The organism is Cupriavidus basilensis (genome assembly GCF_000876015.1).
Classification (GTDB): Bacteria; Pseudomonadota; Gammaproteobacteria; order Burkholderiales; family Burkholderiaceae; genus Cupriavidus; species Cupriavidus basilensis_B.
On record NZ_BBQM01000006.1, the window covers coordinates 1 to 25,719 of the forward strand.

Consider the following 25,719-nt stretch of genomic DNA (forward strand, 5'->3'; position numbering starts at 1 on the left):
GGCAAGCGTTTTCTGCGAGGATTTCTCTGCGGCCAAAAAAGAGACTCGAAGGATACAAATTCGCGCCGGCGCGAAGGCTCCGCAAATCAGACCCGTCTCACTCCCATTCATGCGTGGATGCCACATACTTTCTCTTCCATCACATCCATATATAGAGGAGACACGGCAATGGCGATCCGGATCGTGAGGCTGGGTTCACCGCGCGCGCCCGACGAGGGGCTTCGCATCGGCACCGTGCGCCGGCCGCCGCGCGGCGTACCCAAGGCGGAGTTCGCTTCGCGCGACTATTACGACGTCTGGTACCCGGAGCTCTCGCCTTCGGCGGATCTCGTCGCGCAAGCGCTGGCGATACAGGAAGACGACGACGAGAAAGGCTGGCGCGAGTTCGAGCGTCACTTCCGCGCGGAAATGGCGCACCCCGAAGCCAGCCGCACGCTGGACCTGCTGGCCGCCCTGTCGCGGCAGACGAACTTTTCGCTTGGCTGCTATTGCGAGCAGGAGCGGCGCTGCCACCGTTCCATTCTGCGGTCCCTGCTGGAGAAAAGAGGCGCCGCGATGGCTTGACCGCCGCGCAGGCGGGAGATTCCCGTCAGACGGTCTTTTGCGTGCCGGAGCCGGAGCGGTGGAACAGCGCGCGCAGCGCGCTCCACTGGATGGGCAGGAGCGGCGTGCTGTGGCGCACGGCGTCGCGCCGGGCGTAGTGGGCCAGCAGTTGCTCGCCGACCGACTGCCGGAAATAGGAAGGCGTCGGGTAGTTCATGGTCATTCCCTATTGTGGTTCATCGGAAGCGATAGTATACCAAATTTTGGTGCGTCGCGTCATAACAGGGCACGCCCATGCCTCGCAACGGTGCATTTCCGTTGCGGAAATGCCCAATAAAATCAAAGGCCGGGACGTTACTCACGTCCCGGCCTTTGATCGTGCCGCTTTCAGCACATCGTATACCGAATACCTTCCAGGCGCCCCGACGCCTGCCTGCGGCTCCGCGCTAGCCGGCGCTCGCGGCAGTGCGGCCGCCTCGCTTGGCCGGGCTGCCAGTGCGGGGGGCTTCTCCGCCGCTCGGGGTCGTCTCCGCCAGTTCCTCGGCCGCCTTGGCCGCACTGTAGACATGGCGGGTCGCCAGCAGCGCGGCCAGATCGGCATCGCCGGCAATGACCGCCTGCAGGATCTGCGCGTGCTCTTCCCAGTTCTGCCGCGCGCGCGGCACGTTGGCCGGCGCGAACAGCAAGCCGGTGCGCTCCCGCAGCGTCCGCACCATGTCCTGCAGCACGCTGTTGGCGGCGATATTGCCCAGCACTTCATGGAAGCGGGAGTTGAGTTCGACGAAGCGCTCGGTCCGGCCGCTGGCGGCCGCCTCGGTGCCCTGGCGCAGGACGTCGTCGAGCTCGGAGAGCAGGCGCGGATCGCGCCGCTGCGCGGCCAGCTTGGCGTTGAGCCCTTCCAGGGTGGCTCGCACCTCGACCATTTCCTTGGCGATGTTCGGCGACAGCGTCGCCACCGACGCGCCGCGCCGCGGCTCGATGCGCACCAGGCCTTCCGCGGCCAGCGCGCGCAGCGCTTCCCGCACCGGAATCCGCGACACGCCGAGCTCGGTGGAAAGCTTGTTCTCCACCAGGCGGTCTCCCTGGTTGTACTCACCCGCCAGGATGCGCTGCCGCAGGGTGTCGGTCACGAGCGCGAACAGGGGGGAATGCTGGGCGCCAAGGCTGGTGCCGGCGGAATCCGAAGCTGCGTGAGCGCGTTCGGTACCAGGGGCGTCGGACATAGGTTCTGGCTTCGGTCGGCAAGACACCGTCGCCGGGCGAGCCGCGCAGGCACGCCGTCGCGGACGGTAGTCAAAGGGATCTGGGACCGCCGCGCTGCCCCGAAGGGCAATGCCGCGACGGCGATATTGTTCGCATTGTATACCGGCGCGAGGCCATTTTTGCGCGCCGCCATGCACCCAGCCCTTGCGCGGGGTCAAGCGCCGCGCGGCCGGCGCGCGCGCGGCCCGGGCGCCCCATCCGTCACGCTATGATGCGCGAAGCTGAATCTCTCCAAACCCCGGCGCATCGATGGCACTGAATATCGTCTGGCTGTCTTTTTTCCTGCTTGCCTTCATCGTCGCCTGCGTACGCCTGGCGCTCGGCGACACCGCGGTGTTCCCCGCCATGCTGGCCAGCCTGTTCGACAACGCCCGCACCGCGTTCGAGATCTCGCTGGGGCTGGCCGGCATGATGAGCCTGTGGCTCGGCATCATGCGGATCGGGGAGCAGGCCGGCGTGGTGGACGTCTTCGCGCGCGCCGTCAGCCCCCTGCTGCGCCATTTCTTCCCCGGCGTGCCGCAGGGCCATCCGGCACAGGGCGCCATGATGATGAACGTCTCGGCGAACATGCTCGGGCTGGACAACGCGGCCACCCCGCTCGGCCTGAACGCCATGCGGGAACTGCAGTCGCTGAACACGCGCCCGGATACGGCCAGCAACGCGCAGATCATGTTCATCGTGCTGAACACGGCCGGACTGACCCTGATCCCGACCTCGGTGATCGCCATGCGGCAGGCCATCGCCATCAAGCAGGGCCTGCCTGGCTTCAACGCGGCCGACATCTTCCTGCCCACCTTGCTGGCCACCTGCGTCTCGTGCGTGGCCGGCCTGCTGGCCGTGGCCTGGGCGCAGCGGCTCAACCTGCTCAAGCCCGCCGTGCTGGCCGCCTTCGGCCTGCTGGCCGCCGCCGTGGGCGGACTGTTCCTGTGGCTGCGCCATGCTCCGCCCGAGCAGGTCAGCACGATCACGGCACTGGCCGGCAGCGGATTCATCGTCACCCTGATCGTGGTGTTCCTGGTCTGCGGGGCCGTGCGCCGCGTCAACGTCTACGATGCGTTCGTCGACGGCGCCAAGGACGGCTTCTGCGTGGCCGTGCAGATCATTCCCTACCTGGTGGCGATCCTGGTGGCGATCGGCCTGTTCCGCGTGACCGGCTGCATGGACGTGCTGATGAAAGGGCTCGCCGCCGGCGTTGCCTGGCTGGGGCTGGACACCGCGTTCGTGCCCGCGCTGCCGGTCGGCCTGATGAAGATCCTATCGGGCGCGGGCGCGCGCGGCCTGATGATCGATGTGATGAATACCTATGGCGTGGCCTCGTTCCAGGGCAAGCTCGCCGCCATCATCCAGGGTTCGACCGAAACCACCTTCTATGTGCTGGCCGTCTATTTCGGCAGCGTCAACATCCGCAATACGCGGCACGCGCTCGCCTGCGCCCTGTTCGCCGACTTAGCCGGCCTCTGCGCGGCGGTGGCCATTGCCTACCTGTTCTTCACCTGAGTGCCCGACTCCCAGCGGGCGAAGGCCGCAGGCATCGAACGAAAAATCCAGCCTCTGTATTGCCAGCCCCTGCTTCGTTGTGAAAAAGCAACATGTTTGTGGAGCAATACACGCTTGAATAACGTCGCGCTTGGTGCGTCGCAACAAATCGTATATAGTGGAGTCTGTCTCCTCCACCACCTCGGTGGATTCCAACCCGCGCATGAACTGCGCGGGTTTTTTTTGCCCGAAATTCGGCCCTGCGGCGGCAATTCGCGCTCAAACGCCGATGTACCGGCGTCTGGAGGCCAGCCTGCCCCACGCGGGCGCGGCGCGCGTATTTTGCGCACCGCAGCAAGGCAGGCTCGCACCAAGGCAGTGCGAAACATGACGGAGGGCGCGATATGTTGCGTCGCAACATGCCCGTGCCTTAGAGTCGATCCATCGTTCGTACCCCACCGGCGCCCCCGCCCCGCTTTCGTCGACATGTTTTCCGCGCTGCACCTGCCCCGCCCCGACACCCCGATGCTGCAACGGGGGCTGGTCTACGCCTTCTCGTTCCTGGCCCTGGCCGGCATCGGCTGGCTGACCGGCCAGCCGGGCTACCTGTGGGCGGCCACGGCCTCGCTCTGGACCTGCCTCGCAGACCGCGCCGGCACCGCCAGCGACCGCCTCTCGGCCCTCGGCTCGGTCGGCGTGGGCGGCACGGCCGCATGTGCCCTGGGCGCGGCGGTGGCCGCTTCCCCGCTGGCCGCGCTGGCCGTGGTTGCCGCCGCCGGGCTGGCCGCGGGCCTGGCGGAAACCCGCGGGCCCGGGCCGGCCCTGTCGGCCAAGCTGCTCTACGTGATCCTGATCGCCGCCTGCCTGCAGCCGGTCGACGATGCCGCACTGGCCGTGCGCGTGTTCGAGCGCAGCCAGGAATTCCTGCTCGGCGGCGTATTCGCCTGCCTGATGTGCCTGGTGTTGATCCGTTCCGCGCCCGACCGGCGCCCGCGCGCGGAGGTGATGGCGGTCTTCGACGCGCTGCTGCGCTTTGCCACCGAGCTTGCCGGCGCCGGCCCGGTCGGCGACGCGGCGGCCTGCAAGCGCGACATCCGGGAAAGGATCGAGGCGGCGCATCTCGCGATCGGCGCGCGCCGCGGCCTGGGCGACCCGCTCGCGCGGATGCGCTATGCCTACGTCGTCAGCCTGGCCGACGCGATCTTCGCGCTGCTGATCGTCGCCGCCGAACTGCGCGGCCGCATGGACACCGCGCTCCCGGCCCCCGCCGGCAAGGTCGGCGCCACCGCCCTGCCGCTGCAGCACCTGCAGCGCTGCGTCGCCGACCTGCGCCTGCAGGTGGAGGAAGCGCTGGCCCGCAGCACGCCCGACCTGCTTGCGCTGTGCGCGGCGCTGGCCCACGAGCTGCGGCGCCTGCACGCGCCGCTGGTCAACGCCGCCGCGCCGGCCCTCTACCAGTCGGCGCTGGCCGCCCTGGCCCGCTACCCGGCCTTTGCCGCCTGGCACGGCGCGCATCGGCGGCCGCGCCGGGCCTTCCGCCAGCGCTGGCAGCGCTGGCGCGCCACCCTGGCCGAGCACACCGCGCGCGACGCACGCGTGGCGCGCCACGCCGTGCGGCTGGCGCTGGCCGGCAGCCTGAGCCTGCTGCCCGCGCAACTGCTGCGCGTGGATCACGGCTACTGGGTGGCCGTCACCGTCATCATGGTGCTGAGCCCGCAGTTGCAGACCACGCGCCGGATTTCGTTCCTGCGCTTCGCGGGCTCGCTGGCGGGCGCGCTGATGGCCTGCGCGATCGGCCTGGCCCATCCGGCGGCACCTCTGGCGCTGGCGATCAGCGCGGCGTGCCTGGCCGCCGCCTACATCTTCCGGCTCGCCGGCAGCCCGGCGCTGTTCGCCTTCTTTCTGACGCCGGCGGTCATCCTGTTCTCGTGGGTGGGGGCGCCGGCGGAAGACAGCAGCCACTTCGCGGCGCTGCGCGGCATCGACACGGCGCTCGGCTGCCTGATCGCGCTGGCCAGCTACTACGTGCTGGCGCCGCGCGCCGAGTTGTCGCGGGTGCGCCGGCACGGCCTCGAGGCGCTCGCCGCCAACGCGACGTACCTGCGCGCGGCATTTGCCGGCGCCGTGGCCTTCACCACCTCGCCCACGCGCTCGCCCGCGCCCACGCCCGCCCGCCTGGAAAGCCTGCGCATCGCCGCGGGCCGCACCTCGGCGCGGGCCGAGCTCACGTTGCAACAGGCTGAGGGCGAACTCCTTCCCGAACTGGCGGCGGCTTATGCCGGGCTGCACCTGACCGCGCGGCGCATGGCCGCGCTGGCCGGCGTGGTGCGCGCGGGGCTGGAGGCGGAAGCCGGCGCGGGCGCGCCGCTGCCCGCCACGCAGGGGGTGTTGCAGACGCTGGCGGGCCGGCTCTCGGCGCTGGCCGCGCATCCCGGCCAAGGCGGGCCGGCGCGCGCGGCCGCGGCGCAGCCGGCCGGCGCCGCCGCGGAGCCGGCGCTGGACCGCTTCCTGCTCGAGCAGGCCGCCTTCGCCGCCACCCAGGCGGACGCGGCCGACGCGGCGGTCGCCACGGCGGGCCGGCTGGCGGCCGGCATTGCCGCGGCTGGCGGCCGGCGCGTACCCCATCCTGGCTGACGGCGCGGTTGGCGGCAGGATTGACGGCAATCAAGCACGCCCGCCCCGGCACGGCATCGCCCGGCGGCGCGATCTCCTAGAATGGTGGCATCCTTCAGCGACCGTTGTGAGGCGCGCCATGCCCGAGATCTCGTTTCCCCGCAGCGTTCCCGCCTATTGCGCGGCCAGCCTGACGCTTTCCTGCCCCGCCACGGTAAACGGCAAGCCCACGCTCTACTCGATCACGGCCGAAGCGCTCGAGACGCACTTCGGCGCGCGCTCGCCGCGCGAGGAGGATCTCGTGCACGCCTTCACCAGCAACCGACAACGCATCGAGCACATTGCCCAGGGCCTGTTCGAACTGACCCAGGCCAGGGAGATCGTGCTGCGAAGCGGCCATATCCGCTTCGCCGGATAAGCCGGACAGGCGAGATACGCTGGGCAGACACGGCGGCGCGGGCGGCCTGCCCGCGTGCCGCCGCTGCTAGCCTTCCGCCGCCTGGCCCCGCACCAGCAGGACCGGCACGGTGGCTTGGCGGATCACCGACTCCGCCACGCTGCCCAGCACCAGCCGGCGCACGCCGCGCCGGCCGTGAGTGCCGATCACGATCACGTCCGCGCCCCACTGGGCCGCGGCTTCGTTGATGGACCCGGCGATGTCGCCGAGCGAGGTCTGCGGTTCCACCAGACGCACTTCGTGCCTCACCTTTTGCGCTTCGAGCCGCTTGGCGGCCGCGGCGAGCGCGCGTTCGCCGCTCTCGGTCAGCGCCTGCTGGATGGGCGCCGGATCGTAGTAGGCGGCATCGAACAGCATCTGGCTGTTGTCCACCGCGTACAAGGCAAGCACCTCCGCCTCGCCGCTGACCGCCAGGCGGATCGCTTCGGTCAGCGCCAGGTCCGAGGTGGCGCTGCCGTCCACCGCCACCACGATCTTCTTGTATGCCGCATTCGTCATTGCCATTCGCTCCTTGGGAATTCGCTGGAAGTGATGCCGGCGCCAGTGCGCCGGCCGCCATCGATACTACTCGCCTCGCAGCGCACTTGTCTGCGCATCCGGCGCGCGCATGCCCGAATCGACGATGACGAGGTAGCGGCCCGGGCGCGACACCGGCATGCGGTCCGGCGCGAGCACCCGGAGCGAGTCGCCGCGGTTCACGGCGTCGAGGTAATCGGCGGATCTTAGACCCGCATGCCGCGCACGCCATCGCCGCGCACGCCGAACTCGTTGCTGGCGCCGGCGGGCCGGGGCAGGAACGCCAGCGCGGCCAGCACGAGCCACACCGCGAGCCAGGCGAGGCGGCGGCACAGCCTGGCGCCGCAGTACCTGTCAGGGAAAGCGCATTGCATAATTGCCTCCTTGCTCAAGATGCTGCCGCCGCGGCCGCCCTCCGTCCGCTGCCCGCGCCCTGCCCAGTTTCCCTCCAGGGCATCGGCGGCGCGGGCGCGGTAGGGCCGGCGTGGCGCAGCGGCCTTCCATGTTTAGACTGCCGCCGCGGCCGTGATTTCCCGACGCCGCCCGGCCAAAGCGTTTGCCAATGGACCAGACTCAAGTCATCAACCAAGCCCGCCGTTCCCTCGCCGCGGGGGATTTCGCCGGCGCCCGCGCGGGGCTCGAAGCGCTGCTGGCGCACCAGCCCGGCCACGGCGGCGCCCTCGAACTGCTGGGGCTGGCCGCGGGCAACCAGGGCGATTTCCGCGCCGCGGCGGCGCATCTCGAAAGCGCCGCGCAGGCCGGCGCGGCGTCGCCCGAGCTGCACTACAACCTGGCGGTGGCGCGCCAGAAGCTGGGCGAGCACGACGCGGCCATCGCCGCCTTCTCGCAGGCGCTGGCGTTGCGGCCGTACTTCTTCGAGGCCCATCACGATCTCGGCCTGTCCCTGGCCGCGCGCGGCGACGGAACGGCCGCCGTGGCCGCCTTCGACGCGGCCCTGAAGCTGCGCCCGGACAGCTTCGAGGCGCTGTACAACAAGGGCAAGGCGCTCGGCGAGATCGACCGCTTCGAGGAAGAGATCGCGTGCTACCAGCGCGCCATCCAGCTGCGCCCCGATTTCTCCGGCGGCTACGTCAACCTGGGCGTGGCGCTGCGCGACCTGCACCGCTTCGACGAAGCCATGCGCCACTTCAAGAAGGCCGTCACGCTGAACGCCAACGACGCGCTGGCGCGCTGCAACCGCGCCCAGACCAACCTGCTGACGGGCGTCTTCGAGCACGGCTGGCGCGAGTACGAATGGCGCTGGCTGGACGGCAGCCCGGTGCACCGCCTGCCCGGCAAGCCGTGGCTGGGCGAAGGCAGCCTGGCGGGCAAGACCATCGTGCTGCACAACGAGCAGGGCTTCGGCGACACCATCCAGTTCGTCCGCTACGTGCCGGCCGTGGCGGCCCTGGGCGCGCGCGTGATCCTGCAGGTGCAGCCGGCGCTGGTGCCGCTGCTGCAGGGCTTTCCCGGCGTCGCCGAACTGGTCGCCGAGGGCGATCCGCTGCCGGCGTTCGACTGCCATTGCCCGCTGATGAGCCTGCCGCTCGCCTTCCGCACCAGCCTCGCGACCATTCCGCCAGCGCCCTACCTGCGCGCGGACCCGGAACGCAGCGCGGCGTGGCGCGCGCGGCTGGATGCCAGCCCCGCCGGCGGCCGCCGGCCGCGCATCGGCGTGGCCTGGTCGGGCAGCACCTGGCACCGCAACGACCGCAACCGCTCGCTGAAACTGGAGCAGCTGGGGCCGCTGCTGGCCGGCGACGCCAGCTTCGTCTGCCTGCAGAAAGACCTGCGCGAGGCCGACCGCGCCGCGCTCGCGGCGCTGCCGCAACTGCTGGACGTCTCGGGCGAACTCGCCAGCTTCGCCGACACCGCCGCCCTCATCGACAACCTCGACCTGGTCATCAGCGTCGACACCGCCGTCGCCCACCTGGCCGGCGCGCTCGGCAAGCCGGTCTGGCTGCTGCTGCCGTACTCGCCCGACTGGCGCTGGCTGCTCGGGCGCGCGGACTCGCCGTGGTATCCGGGCATGCGCCTGTTCCGCCAGCCCGCGATGCGCGACTGGGGCGGCGCGCTGGCCGAGCTCGGCGCGGCGCTCGCGGCCCTGCTGCGGGACGCGCCGCGCGGCTAGGCGGGTGAGGACGAGAACAACGCGCGCCTCCCGTGCCCGCCACGTCCTCGCCGGACGCGCGGCGGCGGCCCGCGCGGGAACGCCCGGCCGTGCGGGCGCACACGCACGCGTGATCAAAATGGAAGCAGCCGCGCCGCGCATCCATATACAATCACGCCATGCAATATATCCATGTCGTCAACGGTGACGTAGCGGGCAATACGCTGCGGCAAGCTCTCGCCCAGGCCGCCCGGCCCGACCCGGTCGTCGTGCTGCGCGACGACCTCGCCGTCGGCCCGATCGCCGACGTCGACGGCAGCGGCCTCATCCGCTCCGGCTTCTGGCAGCGCGTGGCGCCGCGCAGCGACATCGACTTCGCCGCCGAGATGCAGCAGGCGCTGGACCAATTGCATGCCCTGCGCAAGGAAGAGACCGAGATCGCCATCTGGCACGGCCAGAGCGCCTCGGACCAGTTGATGCTGCGCCGGGTGGTGTTCCATCTGTACCAGTCGCCGCAGCGCATCAACGAGGTGGCGATGGACCTGCGCGAGCTCGAGACGCCCGCGCACGGCAACCTGGCCTCCATCGGCATGTATCCCGCGGCCCGCCTGGCGCGGCGCTTTTCCACCATCGCGCCGGTCTCGGTGCTGCGCCTGGGCCGGCTGGGCTACGAGTGGCAGCAGAACGTCAAGGAAAACGCCGACGTGCGGCTGTGGAAGGGCAACACGCTGGTGCCCGCCGCCTACCACTCGGTGGACGACGTGATCCTGGAGCGCGCCCCGCAGGAATGGGCGCCGGCCGCGCAGGTGGTGGACGCCGTGATGGGCGCCATCGAAGGCCTGCTGGCCAGCGACTGGTTCGTGTTCTGGCGCTGCCGCGAGCTGATCGGCGCCGGGCAGCTGGTGCTGCGCGGCAATGCCGATTCGCTGCAGACCTGCGAGCTGCGCCGCAATCCGTCCGCCGGCGGCGAATAAGGCCGCAAGCCCCCGAGCCGACCACAAGCCCAAGACAAGCGGATACAAGCGGACGTTTACATGGCCCGTACCAAGGCACCCGATTTCGAGGCGCAGCGCGAGCAGATACTGGACCTGGCCGCCGCCGCGTTTGCCGCCAGCAGCTACCCCAGCACCTCGATGGCCGACCTGGCCGCCGCCTGCGGCACCTCCAAGGCGCGCCTGTACCACTACTACGAGAGCAAGGAAGCGATCCTGTTCGACCTGCTCGACCGCTACACGCGCCGGCTGATGCTGATCGTGGCCGAGGTGGAAGCCGAGGCCGGACGCCGCGGCAGCAGCGAGCAGGAAACCTTCGCCAGCCTGATCCGCGCGTTCCTGGCCGAGTACGAGACCTCGCAAACCCGCCACGTCGCGCTCGTCAACGACGTCAAGTTCCTGGCCGACGAGCAGCGCGACCAGATCCTCAAGCGCGAGCGTGACGTGGTGGCTGCCTTCTCGCGCCAGTTGCGCCGCGCCTACCCGGAGCGCGTCAACCGCGACAACCAGGCGGCGCTGACCATGACGGTGTTCGGCATGATCAACTGGACCTTCACCTGGCTCAAGCCGGGCGGCAAGCTGTCCTACGCCGACTTCGCCGAGATGGTGATCGACCTGCTCGCGGGCGGCCTGCCGGGCGCGCCGCGCGAGGCCGCCTAGCGCGCGGCGCGCCCGCCGGCCCGTCACCAGTCAGGACCAGTCCTCTTCCTCCCGGCGCCGGCGCTGGTCGCGGTCCTGGCGGAACATTTCCTCGAGCTCGTCGCGCGCCTGGCGCGCCAGCGAGACCAGCTTCTTCTGGTCGGTGTAGTGCGGGTAGAAGCGTTCGATGGCGGCGATGTTGTGGCGGCGGAAGCGGAGCGCCACCGAGCGCGCCTCGACCGGGTCGTAGCCCAGCCCCTCCAGCACGCTGCGGCCGAGCCGCAGCGATCCCTCGAACATCTCGCGCTCGAACAGCTCCACGCCGCGATCCTTGAGCTGGTAGACGTGCGAGACGTGGCGCGCCCGCGCGTAGATGCGCAGGTGCGGGAAGCGCTTGCGCACGTTGTCGATCAGCGCCAGGCTGTCCTCCATGCCGTCGATGGCCACCACCAGGATGCGCGCGCGCTCGGCGCCGGCGGACTCGAGCAGGTCCATGCGCGTGGCGTCGCCGTAGAACACCTTGAAGTCGTAGCGGCGCAGGAACTCGATCTGGTCGGGATCGTGGTCCAGCACGGTGACGCCGATGCCCTGCGCGTAGAGCAGGCGGCCGATGATCTGGCCGAAGCGGCCGAAGCCGGCGATCAGCACCGGGTTGTCCTGCGGCTCGATCACGTCGTCCGGGCGCCGCGCCAGGCGCGCCAGGTGCGGCGCCACCAGCCGGTCGTAGCCCAGCAGCAGCAGCGGCGTGGCCACCATCGACAGCGCCACCACCAGCACCAGCAGCGCCTCGGTGCGCGGCGGCAGCAGGCCGGCGCCGCCGGCCACGCCGAACACCACGAAGGCGAACTCGCCGCCCTGCGAGATCAGCAGCGCGAACAGCAGCCGCTGGCCGCGCGCAATGCCGAAGCGCGGCGCCAGCAAGGTCAGCATGGCGGTCTTGAGCACCACCAGCCCGGCCACCAGCGCCGCCACCATGACCGGCGCCTGCATCAGCACGCCGAAATCGATCGACATGCCGACCGCCATGAAGAACAGCCCCAGCAGCAGGCCCTTGAACGGCTCCAGGTCGGCCTCGAGCGCGTGCCGGTACTCGGAGTCCGCCAGCAGCACGCCGGCCAGGAAGGTGCCCAGCGCCATCGACAGGCCCACCGCGTCCATCATCAGCGCGATGCCCACCACCAGCAGCAGCGCGAAGGCGGTGAACATCTCGCGCATGTCGGTGCGCGCGATGAAGTTCAGCGCCGGGCGCACCAGGTAGCGCCCGCCCACCACCACGGCGCCGATCACGCCGACCGCCTTGGCCGCGCCGAGCCAGCCCGCCGCGCCCGCCGCCGCGGCGGTGCCGGCCTGCGCGCCCTGCGCCGCGAGCAGCGGCAGCAGCGCGATCATCGGGATCGCGGCGATGTCCTGGAACAGCAGGATGCCGAAGCCGGCGGCGCCGGCCGGGGTGCCGAACAGGTTGCGCTCGGTCAGCGTGGCCAGCGCAATGGCGGTGGACGACAGCGCCAGCCCGAGCCCCGCCACCAGCGCCACCTGCCACGGCGCGCCCACCAGCGTCGCGGCGCCGCCGATCAGCACCGCGCAGGCCGCCATCTGCGCGCCGCCGTAGCCGAAGATCACGCGGCGCAGTTCCCACAGCTTCTTCGGCTCCAGCTCCAGGCCGATCACGAACATCATCAGCACCACGCCGAACTCGGAGAAATGCAGGATGGCCTCGACGTTGGTGACGAGGCGCAGCGCCCACGGGCCGATCGCCACGCCGGCCAGCAGGTAGCCCAGCACCGCGCCCAGCCCGAAGCGGCGGGCCAGCGGCACCGCCACCACCGCGGCGACCAGGAAGACCACCAGGGCCACCAGGAAATCGTGTTGTTCCACGGCGCCCCCTCAGCCGGCGACGGCGCCGGCGGCGCCGAGCACGCCGGACACGCGGGCGATATGCCCGGCCAGCGCGTCCTGGTCCACCTGGTTGGCGTCATGCAGCACCAGCGGCGCCAGCCAGTTCATGCCGCACAGCACGGCGGTCTGCGCCAGCGGCAGCATGTATTCGTCGATGCCGTGGCCGTGCGTGCCCTCGGGCCCGTAGGAATCGGCGTGGCCGCCGGTGCTGGCCACCACCAGCAGGGACTTGCCGCGCAGCGCGGTGCCGCCCGGTCCGTAGGCCCAGCCGCTCTCCAGCACCTCGTCCATCCAGAGCTTGAGCAGCGCCGGCATGCTGTACCACTGCACGGGGAACTGCAGCACCAGCGTGGCGGCGCGCGCCAGCGCGCGCTGCTCCGCGACCACGTCGATGTCGTAATCGGTATAGCGGAGGTAGAGATCGTGCACGGTGACGGCGGGCAGGGCCTGCAGGGCCGAGGCCAGCGGCCGGTTGACGCGCGACAGGCGCGGCCTGGGGTGGGCATAGATGACGAGAATCGGGGGCTCGGCCTTTGGGTCCACGAAAAATCCTGGAAAACGTGCGGCGCGCGGTCCGGAACCGCGGCATCGCCGGCATTGAAGAGAACAGAGACTCACATGCGGCCGCGCCCGGGACCCTCCCCGGGCCGCGGCAACGGCGCCGCCGCCGGGCGGCGATGTGGACACGGCATTATGCGGCGTTGCAACAAATCCACATGCCCGGCACCCTGCGGCATCATGAAGCACACGTCAAGTCTTTGATTTCATTGGAGATATACAAAAATTACAAAATACAACCAATTGGATCGCCTCCGAACCTTACGTCAGGCTGACAATTCCACTACAATACTTTTTGCAATGCAGCAAGATAGTGTTTGCCCTTGGGCCAGGCTTTTCGGGCTTTTTTGCCCGCCTTGCCCGGCCCGGCGCCGAAAGTGCGTGGCCTGACACCTGCTGAGTGCTATTTTTATACCTGAATACGTCGCAAGGAAAACAAAGTGAATCCGCTCGAACTGAGCAAGGCCGTCGGGGCCGTATCCGACGAAGATCTCCGCCGCGCATCCGCAGCCGCGCACGCCTCGCATCGCCCCACCACGCTGGTGCGCGAGCTGGCTGCGCATCACCGCTCGCGTCTGCTCAAGCATTTCCTCGCCCTGGGCGAGGAAGATCGCCTGCTCCGTTTTGGCCAGTCGGTTGGCGACCATGTGATCGAGGCCTATGTCGACAGCATCGACTTCGACCACGACACCGTGTTCGGCGTCTACGACGAGCACCTCGAACTGATCGGCGTGGGCCACTTCGCCAACCTGCGCGACAACAGCCAGGGCCGCGTGGCCGAGTTCGGCGTGTCGGTGTCGCAGAGCGCGCGCGGGCGCGGCATCGGCAGCGCGCTGTTCGAGCGCGCCGCCATGCACGGCCGCAACAGCAACGTGCGCACGCTGTACATGCACTGCCTGTCGCGCAACGCCGCCATGATGCACATCGCCAAGAAGGCCGGCATGAAGGTGCAGTACGCCTACGGCGAGGCCGATGCCTACCTGGAACTGCCGCCCGCCGACACCGTCAGCCGCCTGACCGAGGCGCTCGACGAGCAGGTGGCCGACCTCGACTACATGGTCCGCCGCAACCTGCGCGACGCGCGCCGCTTCGGCCTGCGCTTCTGGCGCTCGATGCTGCCGCAAAAGCGCACGGCCTGACGCCGCTGCCGCCCCGGCCCCGATGGCGCGCCCGCCCGGCGCGCCATTTTCATTGGTGCCGCGCCGATCGCATCGACCGCACCAACCGCACCGCGGCGCCCGATTGCGCTCAGTTGCCCGCCACCGGCAGCGCGGTGGTGTCCTTGATGCATTCCAGCGCAAAGCTCGAGCGCACGTCGATCACCGCCGGATGCGCCAGCAGGTGGTCCTTCATGAAGCGCGCGAAGTGCTCCATGTCTTCCACGTAGACCTTCAGCAGCAGGTCCATCTCCCCGGTCATCGCGTGGCACGCGGCCACCTCCGGCCAGATCGCGATGGCGGCGCGGAACAGGTCCAGCGGCGCCTTGCCCTTGGGCGCGCCGCCGTGCTTCTCCAGCCGCACGTTGATGTAGGCCAGCAGCCCCAGCCCGATCCTGCCCGGCTCCAGCAGCGCCGCGTACTGGCGGATCACGCCGATCTCTTCCAGCCGCCGGATGCGCCTCAGGCAAGGGCTCGGCGACAGGTTCACGCGCTCGGCCACTTCCAGGTTGGTCAGTCTCCCGTTGGTCTGCAATACCTCCAGGATCTTCCTGTCGATCTTGTCCAGTTCCACCTTGCTCACGATATTGTTGCTCCGCAATATGTTTGACGGCAATTTTTTTGCGCAAATTTAGCAAGCTGTGCACAAGTATGCAATTTTTTGTGTGCTTCCGGACCTTGTGCCTGCCGTCATTCTCCCCCCTCGCCGCGCCGCGCCCCTCCCGCGCGGCGGCCACAACCCTCCATTCCGATCGCTGGCGCCCCGCCTCCCGGCACCGGCGCGGTGGCCTTCCGGGTGCAGGATGCCGCCGCGGCGCGCCGCCGTGCACTGGAACTGGGCGCCCGGGGCGCGAGCGTTGGGAAGGCAAGGATGGTGCCAAGGCCACCAGCGCCGGGGCCGGCACCACGAAAAAAAGCGCGGCCCCGAAGGGTCGCGCTTTCCCGTGCCCGCGGCGCCGGAGCGCCGCGGGATCGCCGCCGGGGCCGGATCAGCCGCCGCGGCTCGACGGGGCCGAGGCGCCGCCGCGGTTGCCGTGCTGGCGCCATTGGTCGTGCATCTTCTGCATGGCGGCGCGGATCTCGTCCATCGTCAGCTTGCCGTCGTGATTGGCGTCGAGCTGGTCGAAGCGCCGTGCCAGGCGCGGGAAGCCGGCCTGGACCTCGGCCTTGGTCAGCGCGCCGTCGCCGTTCTTGTCGGCCGCCTTGAAGCGGGCCTCGAAGTCGGCCTGCATCGCCGCGCGGCGCTGCTCCATCCCGGCCTTGTGGTAGGCCGCCAGCTCGCTCTTGTCGAGCTTGCCGTCGTGATTGGTGTCGATCTTGTCGAACAGCGCGTCGGCCTCCGCCTTGGAGATGGCGCCGTCGCCGTCGGTGTCGATCGACTTCATCCACATGCCGCCGTGCTCCATGTGGTGGCGCATGCCGCCTTGCATGGCCGGTGCGCCCGGGGCCGGCGCCGCCGGCGCGGGTGCCGCGGTCTGGGCGAAAGCCGTGCCGCCCATCGCCAGGAACACCGCCGAAGCGGCCATGAAATTCCGGATCGAACGCGTCTTGAGATTGCCTTGCATGTCTTTGCTCCTTTTTCGTCTCAGGTGGACTGGTAACGATTAGAACGCATGACGGGGGCGAAAGTTGGATCCTCTAATACGTTGTTACGCGGCTCACAGTTGGGTGGCGTTCCCGTAAACCGCTGAAAGCATTGGTAAATAATCGGCCGCGGCTCAGTCCTTGGCGGAAGCCGGCTCGCCCGGCACGCCGGCGGGCTGGGCGGACTGCGGCGGCGGCGCGGGAGCCGGCATCGGCGCGGGCATCGCCGGCACCGGCATCGGCGTGGACAGCGGCGCCGCGGCGCCGGCCGGCAGCGCCGGCTGGGCGGGCGCCGCCGGGCCGCGCGTGACGATGGCCGGCACCGGCAGCGCGATCTCCTGGCGCACGCCGTTGCGCTCGATCACCACGCCGCGGTCGCGGATCTCCACCAGCCGCAGTTGCGGCGACAGCGCGGTGCCCGCGCGCACGGCCTTGGGCGGGCCGCCGTCGAGCGAGAGGATCGCGGCGCCGCCGTTGCCGACGTTGGCACTGCCGCCGCCGATCTCGGCGACCACGCCGATCAGCTGCACGTCGCGCACGCCCGACTGCGCCGCGCCGCCGAACAGCGTGCCGGCGGCGCCGGTCTCCACCGCCTCGGTCTGCGCCACGCGCGCGGTGCGCGGCACGGCGATGGTCTTCATCGCGCTGAAGGTCAGGACCCAGCGCGTGGCCAGCGCGCACAGCGCGACGAACAGCACGAGCGCCGCCAGGCGCGGCAGCCAGAGTCCGGCCGGGTCGAAACGAAAGGCGGGCCGCATGGAAAGTTGCACGGGATGGGGCTGCAAGGACGGGAAAGCGCCAAGCCTACCAGAGCCGCATGACAACTGTCTGCCCCTCGCCCGCGCGGCGCCCTGGCGACCGGCCCGCGCATGCCCGCACCGGGCCGTCCGTGCGAGCATGCGCTCACAAAGCCGTCATCAAGTGGCGGTTATACTGTCCGGCCAGCCGCAGCGCCCCCGCGTTCGAGGTCCGGGACGCTGCACCAGATATTCCAAATAGGCTATCCATGATGCGTAGGTTCGCTGCCAGTTTCTCCGATTCTTTCCGCCGCCCGTCCCGTTGCCCTTCCCGCCGCCAGGCGCGCGGCTTCACCCTGATCGAAATCATGGTCGTGATCGTGATCCTCGGCGTGCTGGCCGCGCTGGTGGTGCCGAAGATCATGAGCCGCCCCGACGAGGCCCGCATCGTCGCCGCGCGCCAGGACATCTCCTCGATCATGCAGGCGCTCAAGCTGTACCGCCTCGACAACAGCCGCTATCCCACCACCGAGCAGGGCCTGGCCGCGCTGGTGGCCCGCCCCACCACCGAGCCCATCCCCAACAACTGGAAGGGCGGCGGCTACCTGGAAAAGCTGCCCAAGGATCCCTGGGGCCATCCCTACCAGTACCTGAACCCGGGCGTGCGCGGCGAGATCGACGTGTTCAGCTTCGGTGCCGACGGCCAGGCCGGCGGCAGCGCCAACGACGCCGACATCGGCAACTGGGAATAAGGGCGCATCGTCCATGAACGCGGCAGGCGTGCAGCCATGACCCCCAGGCCGCAAGGCCGCCGGCGCCAGCCCGGCAGCCACGGCTTCACGCTGCTGGAATTGCTGGTGGTGATGGTGATCGCCGGCATCGTGATCTCGCTGGTGGCCGTCAACGCCTCGCCCAACGAGCGCGGCCGCGTGCTCGACGACGGCCAGCGCATCGCGCGCCTGTTCGAACTGGCGCAGGAGGAAGCGCAACTGCGCGCGCGCCCGATCGCCTGGGAGGCCGACGTCACCGGCTGGCACTTCCTGCAGGCCACGCCGGCCGGCTGGACGCCGCTCGCCACCGATGTGTTCGCCCCCACCAACTGGCGCCTGCGCCTGGACAACGTGGCCGTGACCGAAGGCGGCCGCGGCAACAACGGCACGCGCCTGGTGTTCGGGCGCGAGCTGATCGACGGTCCCCAGCACGTGGTGCTGGTGCGCGGCGACACCCGCGTGGACGTGGCCGGCGACGGCACCGGCCGCTATTTCGCCAGCATGCCATGACGCCCCGCTCCACCCGCCGCCCGCGCCGCGCCCGGCGCGGCTTCACCCTGATCGAAGTGCTGGTCGCGCTGACCATCCTGGCCGTGGCGCTGACCGCCGCCATGCGCGCGATGGGCTCGATGATCGAGGCCGGCAGCGCGCTGCAGACGCGCATGCTGGCCGAGTGGAGCGCCGAGAACCACCTCGCCACGCTGCGCCTGTCCAAGACCTGGCCCGAACCGGGCACGCGCGGCTACGCCTGCCCGCAGGGCGGCGTGCTGCTGTACTGCGAGGAAACCGTCTCGGGCACGCCCAACCCGTCGTTCCGCCGCGTCGAGATCGCGGTCTATCCGTCGGACGCCGACAAATCCGTGCGCCTGGCCTGGCTCGTCACCATCGTCCCCAATGAAACGCGCAACCTGCTCTGAACGGCGGCCCCGGCCGTGCCCGCGCGCGGGCACGCGCGGCTTCACGCTGCTGGAAATGCTGGTGGCCATCACCCTGCTGGCGGTGATCGCCGTCATCGCCTGGCGCGGCCTGGACGCCATGACGCGCAGCCGCGAGCGCCTGACCGACCACGACCAGCGCCTCAACACGCTCAAGCTGCTGTACGGGCAGTTCCAGTCCGACTGCGAGCACCTCTCCAGCCCGGTGCTGCTGCAGCGCAGCCCGGTCGAGATCGGCACCGGCCAGTTGCTGATGGTGCGCGACCGCCGCGACGAAGGCCGCCCCACCGAGTGGCAGGTGGTGGCCTACCGCCTCGACGGCGACACCGTGGTGCGCGCGGCCAGCCCGCCGGCGGACAGCCGCGGCGCGGTGCAGGCCGCGCTGCAGGCGCTGCGCCAGCCCGGCGGCGGCGGCAACCTGATGCGTCCGCTGGTCGGCGACGCCGACGGCCTGACCGCGCGCGCGTGGGTCGAGCCGGGCGGCTGGCAGTCGGAGAACGGCCGCATCGCCGCGGCCCTGCTCAGCGGCAATGCCAGCGCCAGCGCGGCGGCCGCCTCCGCCGCCGGCGCCAGCCTCGGCGTGGCCGCCACGGCGGTGCGCGCCATCGAGCTGAGCCTCTCGGCGCGCATGGGCGACGGCGACGCGCCGCGCTATTTCCAGAAGATCTGCATGACCGGCCTATGAGCAAGCGCCCGCCCTTTCCCGTCCGCCGCCGCGCGCCGCGCCGCCAGCGCGGCGCGGCCGTGGTCACGGCGCTGCTGGTGGTGACGCTGGCGGTGGTGATCGTGTCCGGCATGCTGTGGCGCCAGCAGGTGCAGATCCGCTCGATCGAGAACCAGCGCCTGCTGGCCCAGGCCACCTGGATCGAGCGCGCCGCGGTCGACTGGGCCCGCCTGATCCTGCGCGACGACCAGCGCCGCACCAGCGTGGACCAGCTCGGCGAGCCCTGGGCCGTGCCCATCGCCGAGACCCGGCTGTCGGATTTCCTCGGTGCCGCGCTGCGCACCGACCAGGAAGGCGAGACCTCCTTCCTCTCGGGCCGCATCCAGGACGCCCAGGCCCGCTTCAACCTCAGCAACCTGGTGCTGTGGAGCACCAGCGAGTCGCAGGGCCGCATCGCCACCATCGACCCCTCCGGCGTGGCGGTCTACCGCCGCCTGCTGCAGACGCTCGGCCTGAACGCCGCGCTGGCCGATCCCACCGCGCGCTACCTGGCCAGCGCGGCGATGGGCAGCGGCAGCAGCGGCGGCGATGGTGACGGCGGCGGCCGGCCGGGCCTGCGCGCGCCCGACGGCATCGACGACCTGCTCGCCATCCCGGGCTACACGCCGAACATCGTGGCCGCGCTCGAGCCCTTCGTCGACCTGCTGCCCGAACGCACGCTGGTCAACGGCAACACCGCCGAGGCCGAGGTGCTGTCCGCGGTGATCGACAAGCTGCCACTGGATCGCGCGCGCGAACTGGTGCGCCAGCGCGACCGCGCCTATTTCAACAACATCACCGACCTGCAATCGCAGTTGCGCACGCTGGCGCCGCAGGCCGACCCCAACAGCGCCACCAGCACGCTCGACGTGCGCACCCACTATTTCCTAGTCTACGGCCTGATCCGCCACGAGCGCGCCACCCGCATGCAGGTATCGCTGGTCTATCGCGGCGAAGTAATGGGCAATGCCAACACCACGCGGGTGGTGTGGGTGCGCGACCTCGACCGCATGCCGGAGCAGCGCTGAGTCCGCCGCGGGAGGGTGCCGGAGGGGTACTGAGAAACGGCAGGAAAGGGGGCCGGAAGGGGGACCCGAAAGGCCCCGCAAGAAGGCTCGCCAACTGCCGCCAAAGGCGCCTGCAGCCGGGGCCGGCGGGCGTTTGAGAGCGGCCGTCATACAGATACGTATTGACGCCAATTCGTCACACAGGCAAGGTATGCTCCGGCCCGGCGGAAGCGGTAGTCCAAGGTCTTGCGCTTCTTCGCCTGTCCAGTGCCGCCGGCAGCATCGCAGCCGGCGTCTTTCGCGCAGCGGAGCGCTCCGCCGCGCGGGCCGCCTGTTCCCCCGCCATCGTTCATTGACGCCGTTGCTGGCGCTGTAGCAAGGAAATCTTGAGCACCACCCTGTACGTCCGCCTGCCGCACAGGCCGCACGATCAGCCGCAACCCTGGCACTTCGGCTCGCTGCCGTTCGCGCTGGTGCGCGCGGCCGCCACCGGCCGTGGCCGCCGCCAGGGCGCCCAGGCGGCGCCGCAGTTGTTGCGCGAAGGCCACGCTCCCATCGCCGAATTGCCCGCCGCCGAGCGCCTGGTCCTGATCATGGCCGCCAGCGACGTATTGCTCACCCCGGCCACGGTGCCGCCGCTGGCGCCGGCGCGCCTCAAGCTGGCGCTGCCCAACCTGGTGGAAGACGTGCTGGCCGCCGACGCCCAGCTCAGCCACATCGCGGTCGGCCCGGCGCTGGACGCGCCCGTCGCCAAGGCCGCCGCCGGCGCCCGCAAGCGCCTGCTGATGGTGGCCGACCGCGCCTGGCTGCGCGCGGTGATGGACGCCTTCGCCGGGCACCGCCACCGCCGCCGCCACGTGCTGCCGGCGCAGTTGTGCCTGCCGCTGCCGGCGCCGCTGCCGCAGGACGAAGACGACGCCGAAAGCGACGCCGCCGCGCCGATGGCCGCGCTGGCGCTCGAAGCCGCCACCCTGACCAGCGCCTCGCCCCTGTTCGAAGCCGAAGGCGCGCCGGCCGTGCCCGCGCCCGCGCCGGCCTCCCGCTTCTGGCAACTGACCGTGCGCAGCGGCGAGCACGCCGGCTACGGCCTGCTGCTCGGCGACGACGCGCTCGGCGCCTGGCAGGCGCTGGCGCCGGCGGGCGACTGGTACGCCGCGCCGGAAGCGCTCGCCCAGGCCGCGCCGCCGGGCGCGCGCGCGCTCGGCTGGCCAGTGTGGATCGCGGGCGCGCAGGCCAGCCTGCTCGACCCCACGCTCGACCTGGCCCAGTTCGAATTCGCCCAGGGCCGCGCCGACCGCTGGAACCTGCTGGCCTGGCGCCTGCCGCTGGCGCTGGCCGCCGGCCTGCTGCTGGTGCAGCTGGCCGGCATGAACGCGCAGTGGCTGATGCTCGGCCAGGAAGAAAAGCGCCTGCTGGCAGGCCAGGAACAGGCGCTGCGCAGCGCCTTCCCGCAGATCCCGGTGGTGATCGACCCGCCGCTGCAGATGCGCCGCCAGGTCGACCAGCTGCGCCTGGCCAGCGGCCGCAGCACGCCCGACGACTTCCTGCCGCTGGCCGACCGCTTCGGCCAGGCCGCCCGCCAGCTCGCGCCGGACGCCCTGCTGGCGCTCGAATACCGCGGCCGCACCCTGTTCGCCACCCTCAAGCCCGGCACCAACACCGAGGCGCTGCGCAGCGCGGCGCGCCAGTCCGGGCTGGCGATGGAGCCGGACGACAGCCAGCCCGACGCCGCGCGCGGCAACGCGCCGGCCGGCACGCGCTGGTCGATCAAGCCGAGCCTGTGAGCGCGCCCCGCCAAGTGAACCCGATGAAACAGACCGCATCCCAGCCCGCCGCCGCCCGCCGCCGCACCGCCGAACGGCTGGCGCGCCTGCGCCCGCGCGTGCCGCAGCGCTGGCAGGAGCGCTTCCAGGCGTTCTGGTCGGCGCGCAATCCGCGCGAGCAGGCCATCCTCGCCGCCGGCAGCGCCGTGCTGGCGCTGGTGATCGGCTACACCGTGCTGTGGGAGCCCGCCGCCGACGGCCGCGCCCGGCTGCAGCGCAGCCTGCCGCAGCTGCGCACCGACCTCGCCGAGATGGAGACGCTGGCGCAGGAAGCGCGCAGCCTGTCCGCCAGCCCGGCGCCGTCGCTGCGCGGCGAGGCGCTCTCGCAGGCGCTGCAGGACAGCCTGGCCCAGCACGGCCTCAAGGCCACGCGGCTGGCCAGCACCGGCGACAGCGGCGTGCAGCTCCAGCTCGACAAGGTGCCGTTCGGCGCGGTGGCGGGCTGGCTGCAGGACGTGCGCCAGCAGCAGCGGCTCAAGATCACCGAAACCCGCATCGTCTACGTAGGCGCCACCGCGCTGGTGAACGTCACGGCCACCCTGCAAGGTCCGGCCGCCAGCCCCGGCGGGCGCGGCTGATGGCGCGCCTCGAGGCCCTCCGGCTGGCCCGCCGCGGCGTGCGCCGCCCGCGCGGCTGGCGCAGCGTGGGCTGGCTCGCGCTGGGCCTGGCCACGGTCGCGCTGACCGTGCTGGCGGCGTTTCCGGCGGCCTGGATCGCCGACGGCATCGCCAGCCGGAGCCAGCGCCGCGTGCTGCTGGCCGACGCCGAGGGCTCGCTGTGGCACGGCAGCGCCACGCTGGCGCTGTCCGCCGGCGCCGGCAGCGAGACCGCCACCGTGCTGCCCGGGCGGCTGCAATGGTCGGTGGCGTTCTGGCCGCTGCTCGGCGGCACCCTGCGCCTGGCGGTGACGCACTCGGAGGCGATGAGCAGCCCGGTCGGCGTGGCCGTCACGCCGCTGGGCTGGAGCGCGCAGGCCGGCGCCATCCGGCTGCCGGCGTCGCTGCTCGAAGGCGTGGGCGCGCCGTTCAACACGCTGCGCCCGGACGGCCGGATGCGGCTCGACTGGTCCATGCTGCAGGGCCGCTTCTTCCGCGGCGCGGGCCAGGGCGGCGGCGGCCTGAACGGCCACCTGACGCTGCGCCTCGAGCAAGTATCATCGGCCGTCAGCCGGGTGCGCCCGCTGGGCAGCTACCGGGCCGAGATCGACTGGGCCGGCGCCGCCGGCAAGCTGGAACTGACAACCCTTGCCGGGCCGCTGCACCTGCGAGGCAGCGGCACCCTGGGCCGCCAGGCGCGCTTCGAAGGCACGGCCAATGCCGACCCCGACGCCGCCGCGCAATTGGTGGGCCTGTTGAGCCTGCTGGGACGACGTGAGGACAATGTGACACGGCTGCGCTTCTGACCCAGGCGGCCGGTGCGCCTGTGCGCACCGCCCCCGCAGCCCGGAACCGATTATGAAAACCCAAGCCCTACGACCTTCGTTCAAGACCTGCTGCGCCCGCGCGACCGCGCTGCTGTGCGGCCTCTCCCTGCTGGCGCCGGCGCCGCTGTGGGCCCAGCAACCGGTCCCCGCGTCCGCGCAGCCGGCCCAGCCCGGCCAGCCGCCGGACCTGACCCCGCGCAACCGCGACCAGGTCGTGCTCAACTTCGTCAACGCCGATCTCGAATCGGTGGTGAAGGCGGTCGGGCAGGCCACCGGCAAGAACTTCGTGATCGACCCGCGCGTGAAGGGCTCGGTGAACCTGGTGACGGAGCAGCCGGTGTCGCGCTCGCAGGCGCTGGAGACGCTCGGCTCGGTGCTGCGCATGCAGGGCTACGCGATGGTCGAGAGCAACGGCTTCACCAAGGTGGTGCCGGAAGCCGACGCCAAGCTGCAGGGCTCGCCGATCGTGGTCAGCGGCGGCCGCTCGCGCGGCGACCAGGTGGTGACCCAGGTGTTCCGCCTCAACTACGAGTCGGCCAACAACCTGGTGCCGGTGCTGCGGCCGATGATCGCGCCCAACAACACCATCACCGCCTATCCGGGCAACAACACGCTGGTCATCACCGACTACGCCGAGAACCTGCAGCGCCTGGCCCGCATCATCGCCGCCATCGACGCGCCGGCCTCGGGCGAGGTCGAGCTGGTGCCGCTCAAGAACGCCATCGCCAGCGACACCGCGCTGGTGCTGCAGAAGCTGATGGACCCGGCCGCCGCGGGCGGCACCGCGGGCGGCGCGCCGGGCGTGGACGCCAGCCTGCGCACCACCGTGGTGGCCGAGCCGCGCAGCAACTCGCTGATGGTCCGCGCGCCCAGCCGCGCGCGCCTGCAGCAGGCGCGCCAGCTCATCGAGAAGCTCGACCAGCCCTATGCGCGGCCCGGCAACATCTGGGTGGTGCCGCTCAAGAACGCCGACGCCACCAAGCTGGCGCAGACGCTGCGCGCCATCGTCGCCGCCGACAGCTCGTTCAGCACCAGCCAGCAGGGCGCGGGCGGCACGGGCAGCACGGGCGCCGGCGGCCTGCTCAATACCTCCACGTCCACCAGCGGCCAGTACAGCGGCGGCACCACGGGCTCGCGCAGCAGCGGCAGCGGCAGCTACGGGTCCGGCTCGGGATCGGGCTTCGGCTCGGGCGGCGGCTCGGCCTTCTCGGCCTCGTTCGCCACCAACAACCTGCCGACCACCGGCGGCATCATCCAGGCCGACCCGTCCACCAACTCGCTCATCATCACCGCCAGCGAGCCGGTCTACCGCAACCTGCGCGCCGTGATCGACGACCTCGACCTGCGCCGCGCGCAGGTCTACATCGAATCGATGATCGTGGAGGTGTCGTCCACCCAGACCGGGCAGCTCGGCATCCAGTGGCAGGGCCTGCTCAGCTCCAGCGGCAACAACACCAACGTGTTCGCCGGCACCAACTTCGGCACCGGCGGCCAGAACATCATCAACCTGACCGGCGCCGTGGCCGGCATCGCCGCCAACGGCACCTCGGCGATCGCCTCGGCGTCGGGACTGGTGCCGGACCTGGCCGGCCTGAATCTCGGCATCGTCAACAAGGCCGTCGGCCTGGGCGCGCTGCTGCGCGCGCTGGGCACCGACGGCAGCGTCAACCTGCTGTCCACGCCGAACCTGATCACGCTGGAGAACGAGGAAGCCAAGATCCTGATCGGCCAGAACATCCCGATCACCACCGGCTCCTACGCGCAGACCGGCAGCTCGGCCTCGGTCACGCCGTTCCAGACCTTCGACCGCAAGGACGTCGGCATCACGCTGCGGGTCAAGCCGCAGATCACCGACGGCGGGCTGGTCAAGATGCAGATCTACCAGGAGTCGTCCTCGGTGGTGGCGGGCACCGCCACCCTGACGCAGGGCCCGACCACCAACGTGCGCTCGATCGAGACCAACGTGCTGGTGGACGACGGCCAGATCATCGTGCTCGGCGGCCTGATCGAGGACACCTACGGCGACGGCGTGCAGAAGGTGCCCGGCCTGGGCGACCTGCCGTGGATCGGCGGCCTGTTCCGCTACGAGAACAAGAACCGCGGCAAGACCAACCTGCTGGTGTTCCTGCGCCCCTACGTGATGCGCACCGCCGGCGCCACCGACCGCCTCACGCAGGACCGCTACGACTACATCCGCGGGCTGCAGCAGGGCTACGTCTCGCCCAACACCATGACGCGCGACACCAACACGCCGGTGCTGCCGCCGGCCGACGCGCCGGCCGCGCCGTTCGTCGACCCGCGTTCGCGCGGCCCGGTGCCGGGCCCGCTGCCGCTGGAGCAGACGTTGCCGCTCACGCGCCAGCAGCCCGTGCCGGGCGCGTCCGACAATGCCGGCGCGCGGGGCCAGGCCAGCGCCGCCGGCGCGGCCGGTGGCGCGCCCGACGCTACCCCGCTGCCGCCGGGCATCCATCTCGGCAACGCGACGGTGGACGCCGCGCGCGGGGCGAACTGAGACAC

General features: G+C 71.1%; 26 protein-coding genes. 17 read left to right on the top strand and 9 right to left on the bottom strand.

Translation table 11 applies throughout. The features are described 5' to 3' along the window. The first annotated feature begins 168 nt into the window (after window positions 1–168). On the top strand, window positions 169–564 hold the full coding sequence (locus tag KF708C_RS04040) for a DUF488 domain-containing protein (protein ID WP_020205856.1): 396 nt from the start codon (window positions 169–171) through the stop codon (window positions 562–564). A gap of 25 nt (window positions 565–589) precedes the next feature. On the opposite strand, the gene KF708C_RS36360 is transcribed toward KF708C_RS04040, so the two are convergent. Continuing rightward, the gene (locus KF708C_RS36360) at window positions 590–760 is read right to left on the bottom strand and encodes a hypothetical protein (RefSeq protein ID WP_196812933.1); all 171 of its coding nucleotides are present in this window, start codon (window positions 758–760) and stop codon (window positions 590–592) included. A gap of 229 nt (window positions 761–989) precedes the next feature. Continuing rightward, window positions 990–1,766, bottom strand: coding sequence for a GntR family transcriptional regulator (locus tag KF708C_RS04045; RefSeq protein ID WP_059410825.1), 777 nt, complete (start codon window positions 1,764–1,766; stop codon window positions 990–992). A gap of 289 nt (window positions 1,767–2,055) precedes the next feature. Here KF708C_RS04045 and KF708C_RS04050 point away from each other — a divergent pair, with 289 nt between their 5' ends. The 3 genes from KF708C_RS04050 to KF708C_RS04060 all read left to right on the top strand — a co-directional run bounded on the left by KF708C_RS04050 (window position 2,056) and on the right by KF708C_RS04060 (window position 6,313). Then, complete coding sequence (locus KF708C_RS04050) at window positions 2,056–3,303, top strand: nucleoside recognition domain-containing protein (RefSeq protein WP_059410826.1); 1,248 nt, start codon at window positions 2,056–2,058, stop codon at window positions 3,301–3,303. 465 nt (window positions 3,304–3,768) lie between these two features. Continuing rightward, complete coding sequence (locus KF708C_RS04055; protein WP_059410827.1) at window positions 3,769–5,916, top strand: FUSC family protein; 2,148 nt, start codon at window positions 3,769–3,771, stop codon at window positions 5,914–5,916. Between the two features lie 118 nt (window positions 5,917–6,034). Beyond that, the gene (locus KF708C_RS04060) at window positions 6,035–6,313 is read left to right on the top strand and encodes a DUF1488 domain-containing protein (protein WP_020205850.1); all 279 of its coding nucleotides are present in this window, start codon (window positions 6,035–6,037) and stop codon (window positions 6,311–6,313) included. Window positions 6,314–6,379: 66 nt separating this feature from the next. On the opposite strand, the gene KF708C_RS04065 is transcribed toward KF708C_RS04060, so the two are convergent. Both KF708C_RS04065 and KF708C_RS35430 read right to left on the bottom strand, forming a co-directional pair. After that, the gene (locus KF708C_RS04065; protein WP_059410828.1) at window positions 6,380–6,850 is read right to left on the bottom strand and encodes a universal stress protein; all 471 of its coding nucleotides are present in this window, start codon (window positions 6,848–6,850) and stop codon (window positions 6,380–6,382) included. Between the two features lie 224 nt (window positions 6,851–7,074). Further along, entirely contained in the window at window positions 7,075–7,242 is a 168-nt protein-coding gene (locus KF708C_RS35430) for a hypothetical protein (RefSeq protein WP_020205848.1), read from the bottom strand. 188 nt (window positions 7,243–7,430) lie between these two features. Here KF708C_RS35430 and KF708C_RS04070 point away from each other — a divergent pair, with 188 nt between their 5' ends. The 3 genes from KF708C_RS04070 to KF708C_RS04080 all read left to right on the top strand — a co-directional run bounded on the left by KF708C_RS04070 (window position 7,431) and on the right by KF708C_RS04080 (window position 10,630). Then, complete coding sequence (locus KF708C_RS04070; protein WP_059410829.1) at window positions 7,431–8,999, top strand: tetratricopeptide repeat protein; 1,569 nt, start codon at window positions 7,431–7,433, stop codon at window positions 8,997–8,999. Between the two features lie 158 nt (window positions 9,000–9,157). Further along, window positions 9,158–9,952, top strand: coding sequence for a DUF1835 domain-containing protein (locus KF708C_RS04075; RefSeq protein ID WP_020205846.1), 795 nt, complete (start codon window positions 9,158–9,160; stop codon window positions 9,950–9,952). Window positions 9,953–10,012: 60 nt separating this feature from the next. After that, window positions 10,013–10,630, top strand: coding sequence for a TetR/AcrR family transcriptional regulator (locus tag KF708C_RS04080; protein WP_059410830.1), 618 nt, complete (start codon window positions 10,013–10,015; stop codon window positions 10,628–10,630). A 30-nt stretch (window positions 10,631–10,660) separates the two neighbouring features. On the opposite strand, the gene kefC is transcribed toward KF708C_RS04080, so the two are convergent. Both kefC and kefF read right to left on the bottom strand, forming a co-directional pair. Beyond that, on the bottom strand, window positions 10,661–12,484 hold the full coding sequence (gene kefC, locus KF708C_RS04085) for a glutathione-regulated potassium-efflux system protein KefC (protein ID WP_059410831.1): 1,824 nt from the start codon (window positions 12,482–12,484) through the stop codon (window positions 10,661–10,663). 9 nt (window positions 12,485–12,493) lie between these two features. Further along, window positions 12,494–13,048, bottom strand: a complete 555-nt coding sequence (gene kefF / locus KF708C_RS04090) for a glutathione-regulated potassium-efflux system oxidoreductase KefF (RefSeq protein ID WP_020205843.1) — start codon at window positions 13,046–13,048, stop codon at window positions 12,494–12,496. A 455-nt stretch (window positions 13,049–13,503) separates the two neighbouring features. On the opposite strand from kefF, the gene KF708C_RS04095 reads away from it, so the two are divergent. Next, complete coding sequence (locus tag KF708C_RS04095) at window positions 13,504–14,202, top strand: GNAT family N-acetyltransferase (RefSeq protein WP_020205842.1); 699 nt, start codon at window positions 13,504–13,506, stop codon at window positions 14,200–14,202. Window positions 14,203–14,311: 109 nt separating this feature from the next. On the opposite strand, the gene KF708C_RS04100 is transcribed toward KF708C_RS04095, so the two are convergent. From KF708C_RS04100 to KF708C_RS04110, 3 genes are all read right to left on the bottom strand, one after another. After that, entirely contained in the window at window positions 14,312–14,803 is a 492-nt protein-coding gene (locus KF708C_RS04100) for an Lrp/AsnC family transcriptional regulator (RefSeq protein WP_059410856.1), read from the bottom strand. Between the two features lie 406 nt (window positions 14,804–15,209). Beyond that, a complete protein-coding gene (locus tag KF708C_RS04105) occupies window positions 15,210–15,785 on the bottom strand; it encodes an EF-hand domain-containing protein (protein ID WP_020205840.1) in 576 nt (191 codons plus the stop codon). A gap of 153 nt (window positions 15,786–15,938) precedes the next feature. Then, a complete protein-coding gene (locus tag KF708C_RS04110; RefSeq protein WP_081651548.1) occupies window positions 15,939–16,574 on the bottom strand; it encodes a general secretion pathway protein in 636 nt (211 codons plus the stop codon). A 239-nt stretch (window positions 16,575–16,813) separates the two neighbouring features. Between KF708C_RS04110 and gspG the strand changes: the two genes are divergently transcribed. The 9 genes from gspG (at window position 16,814) to gspD (ending at window position 25,714) form a co-directional block, all read left to right on the top strand. Continuing rightward, window positions 16,814–17,293, top strand: a complete 480-nt coding sequence (gene gspG / locus KF708C_RS04115) for a type II secretion system major pseudopilin GspG (RefSeq protein ID WP_029044209.1) — start codon at window positions 16,814–16,816, stop codon at window positions 17,291–17,293. A 36-nt stretch (window positions 17,294–17,329) separates the two neighbouring features. Continuing rightward, the gene (locus KF708C_RS04120; RefSeq protein ID WP_020205837.1) at window positions 17,330–17,821 is read left to right on the top strand and encodes a GspH/FimT family pseudopilin; all 492 of its coding nucleotides are present in this window, start codon (window positions 17,330–17,332) and stop codon (window positions 17,819–17,821) included. Further along, window positions 17,818–18,228 carry a type II secretion system minor pseudopilin GspI gene (gene gspI / locus KF708C_RS04125; RefSeq protein ID WP_020205836.1) on the top strand — a complete coding sequence of 137 codons (411 nt, stop codon included), beginning with the start codon at window positions 17,818–17,820 and terminating at the stop codon, window positions 18,226–18,228. Before KF708C_RS04120 ends, gspI begins: the two co-directional genes overlap by 4 nt. Next, complete coding sequence (locus KF708C_RS04130) at window positions 18,206–18,931, top strand: PulJ/GspJ family protein (RefSeq protein WP_059410832.1); 726 nt, start codon at window positions 18,206–18,208, stop codon at window positions 18,929–18,931. Before gspI ends, KF708C_RS04130 begins: the two co-directional genes overlap by 23 nt. Next, a complete protein-coding gene (gene gspK / locus KF708C_RS04135) occupies window positions 18,928–19,977 on the top strand; it encodes a type II secretion system minor pseudopilin GspK (RefSeq protein ID WP_059410833.1) in 1,050 nt (349 codons plus the stop codon). Before KF708C_RS04130 ends, gspK begins: the two co-directional genes overlap by 4 nt. A gap of 365 nt (window positions 19,978–20,342) precedes the next feature. Further along, window positions 20,343–21,740, top strand: coding sequence for a type II secretion system protein GspL (gspL, locus tag KF708C_RS04140; RefSeq protein ID WP_059410834.1), 1,398 nt, complete (start codon window positions 20,343–20,345; stop codon window positions 21,738–21,740). 23 nt (window positions 21,741–21,763) lie between these two features. Continuing rightward, a complete protein-coding gene (locus KF708C_RS04145) occupies window positions 21,764–22,357 on the top strand; it encodes a type II secretion system protein M (protein ID WP_020205832.1) in 594 nt (197 codons plus the stop codon). Next, window positions 22,357–23,181 (top strand): type II secretion system protein N, encoded by an 825-nt coding sequence (locus KF708C_RS04150; protein ID WP_020205831.1) that lies wholly within the window; start codon window positions 22,357–22,359, stop codon window positions 23,179–23,181. The genes KF708C_RS04145 and KF708C_RS04150 overlap by 1 nt, the downstream gene beginning before the upstream one ends. Window positions 23,182–23,233: 52 nt before the next feature. Continuing rightward, complete coding sequence (gene gspD / locus KF708C_RS04155) at window positions 23,234–25,714, top strand: type II secretion system secretin GspD (protein WP_082079423.1); 2,481 nt, start codon at window positions 23,234–23,236, stop codon at window positions 25,712–25,714. Window positions 25,715–25,719: the final 5 nt, after the last annotated feature.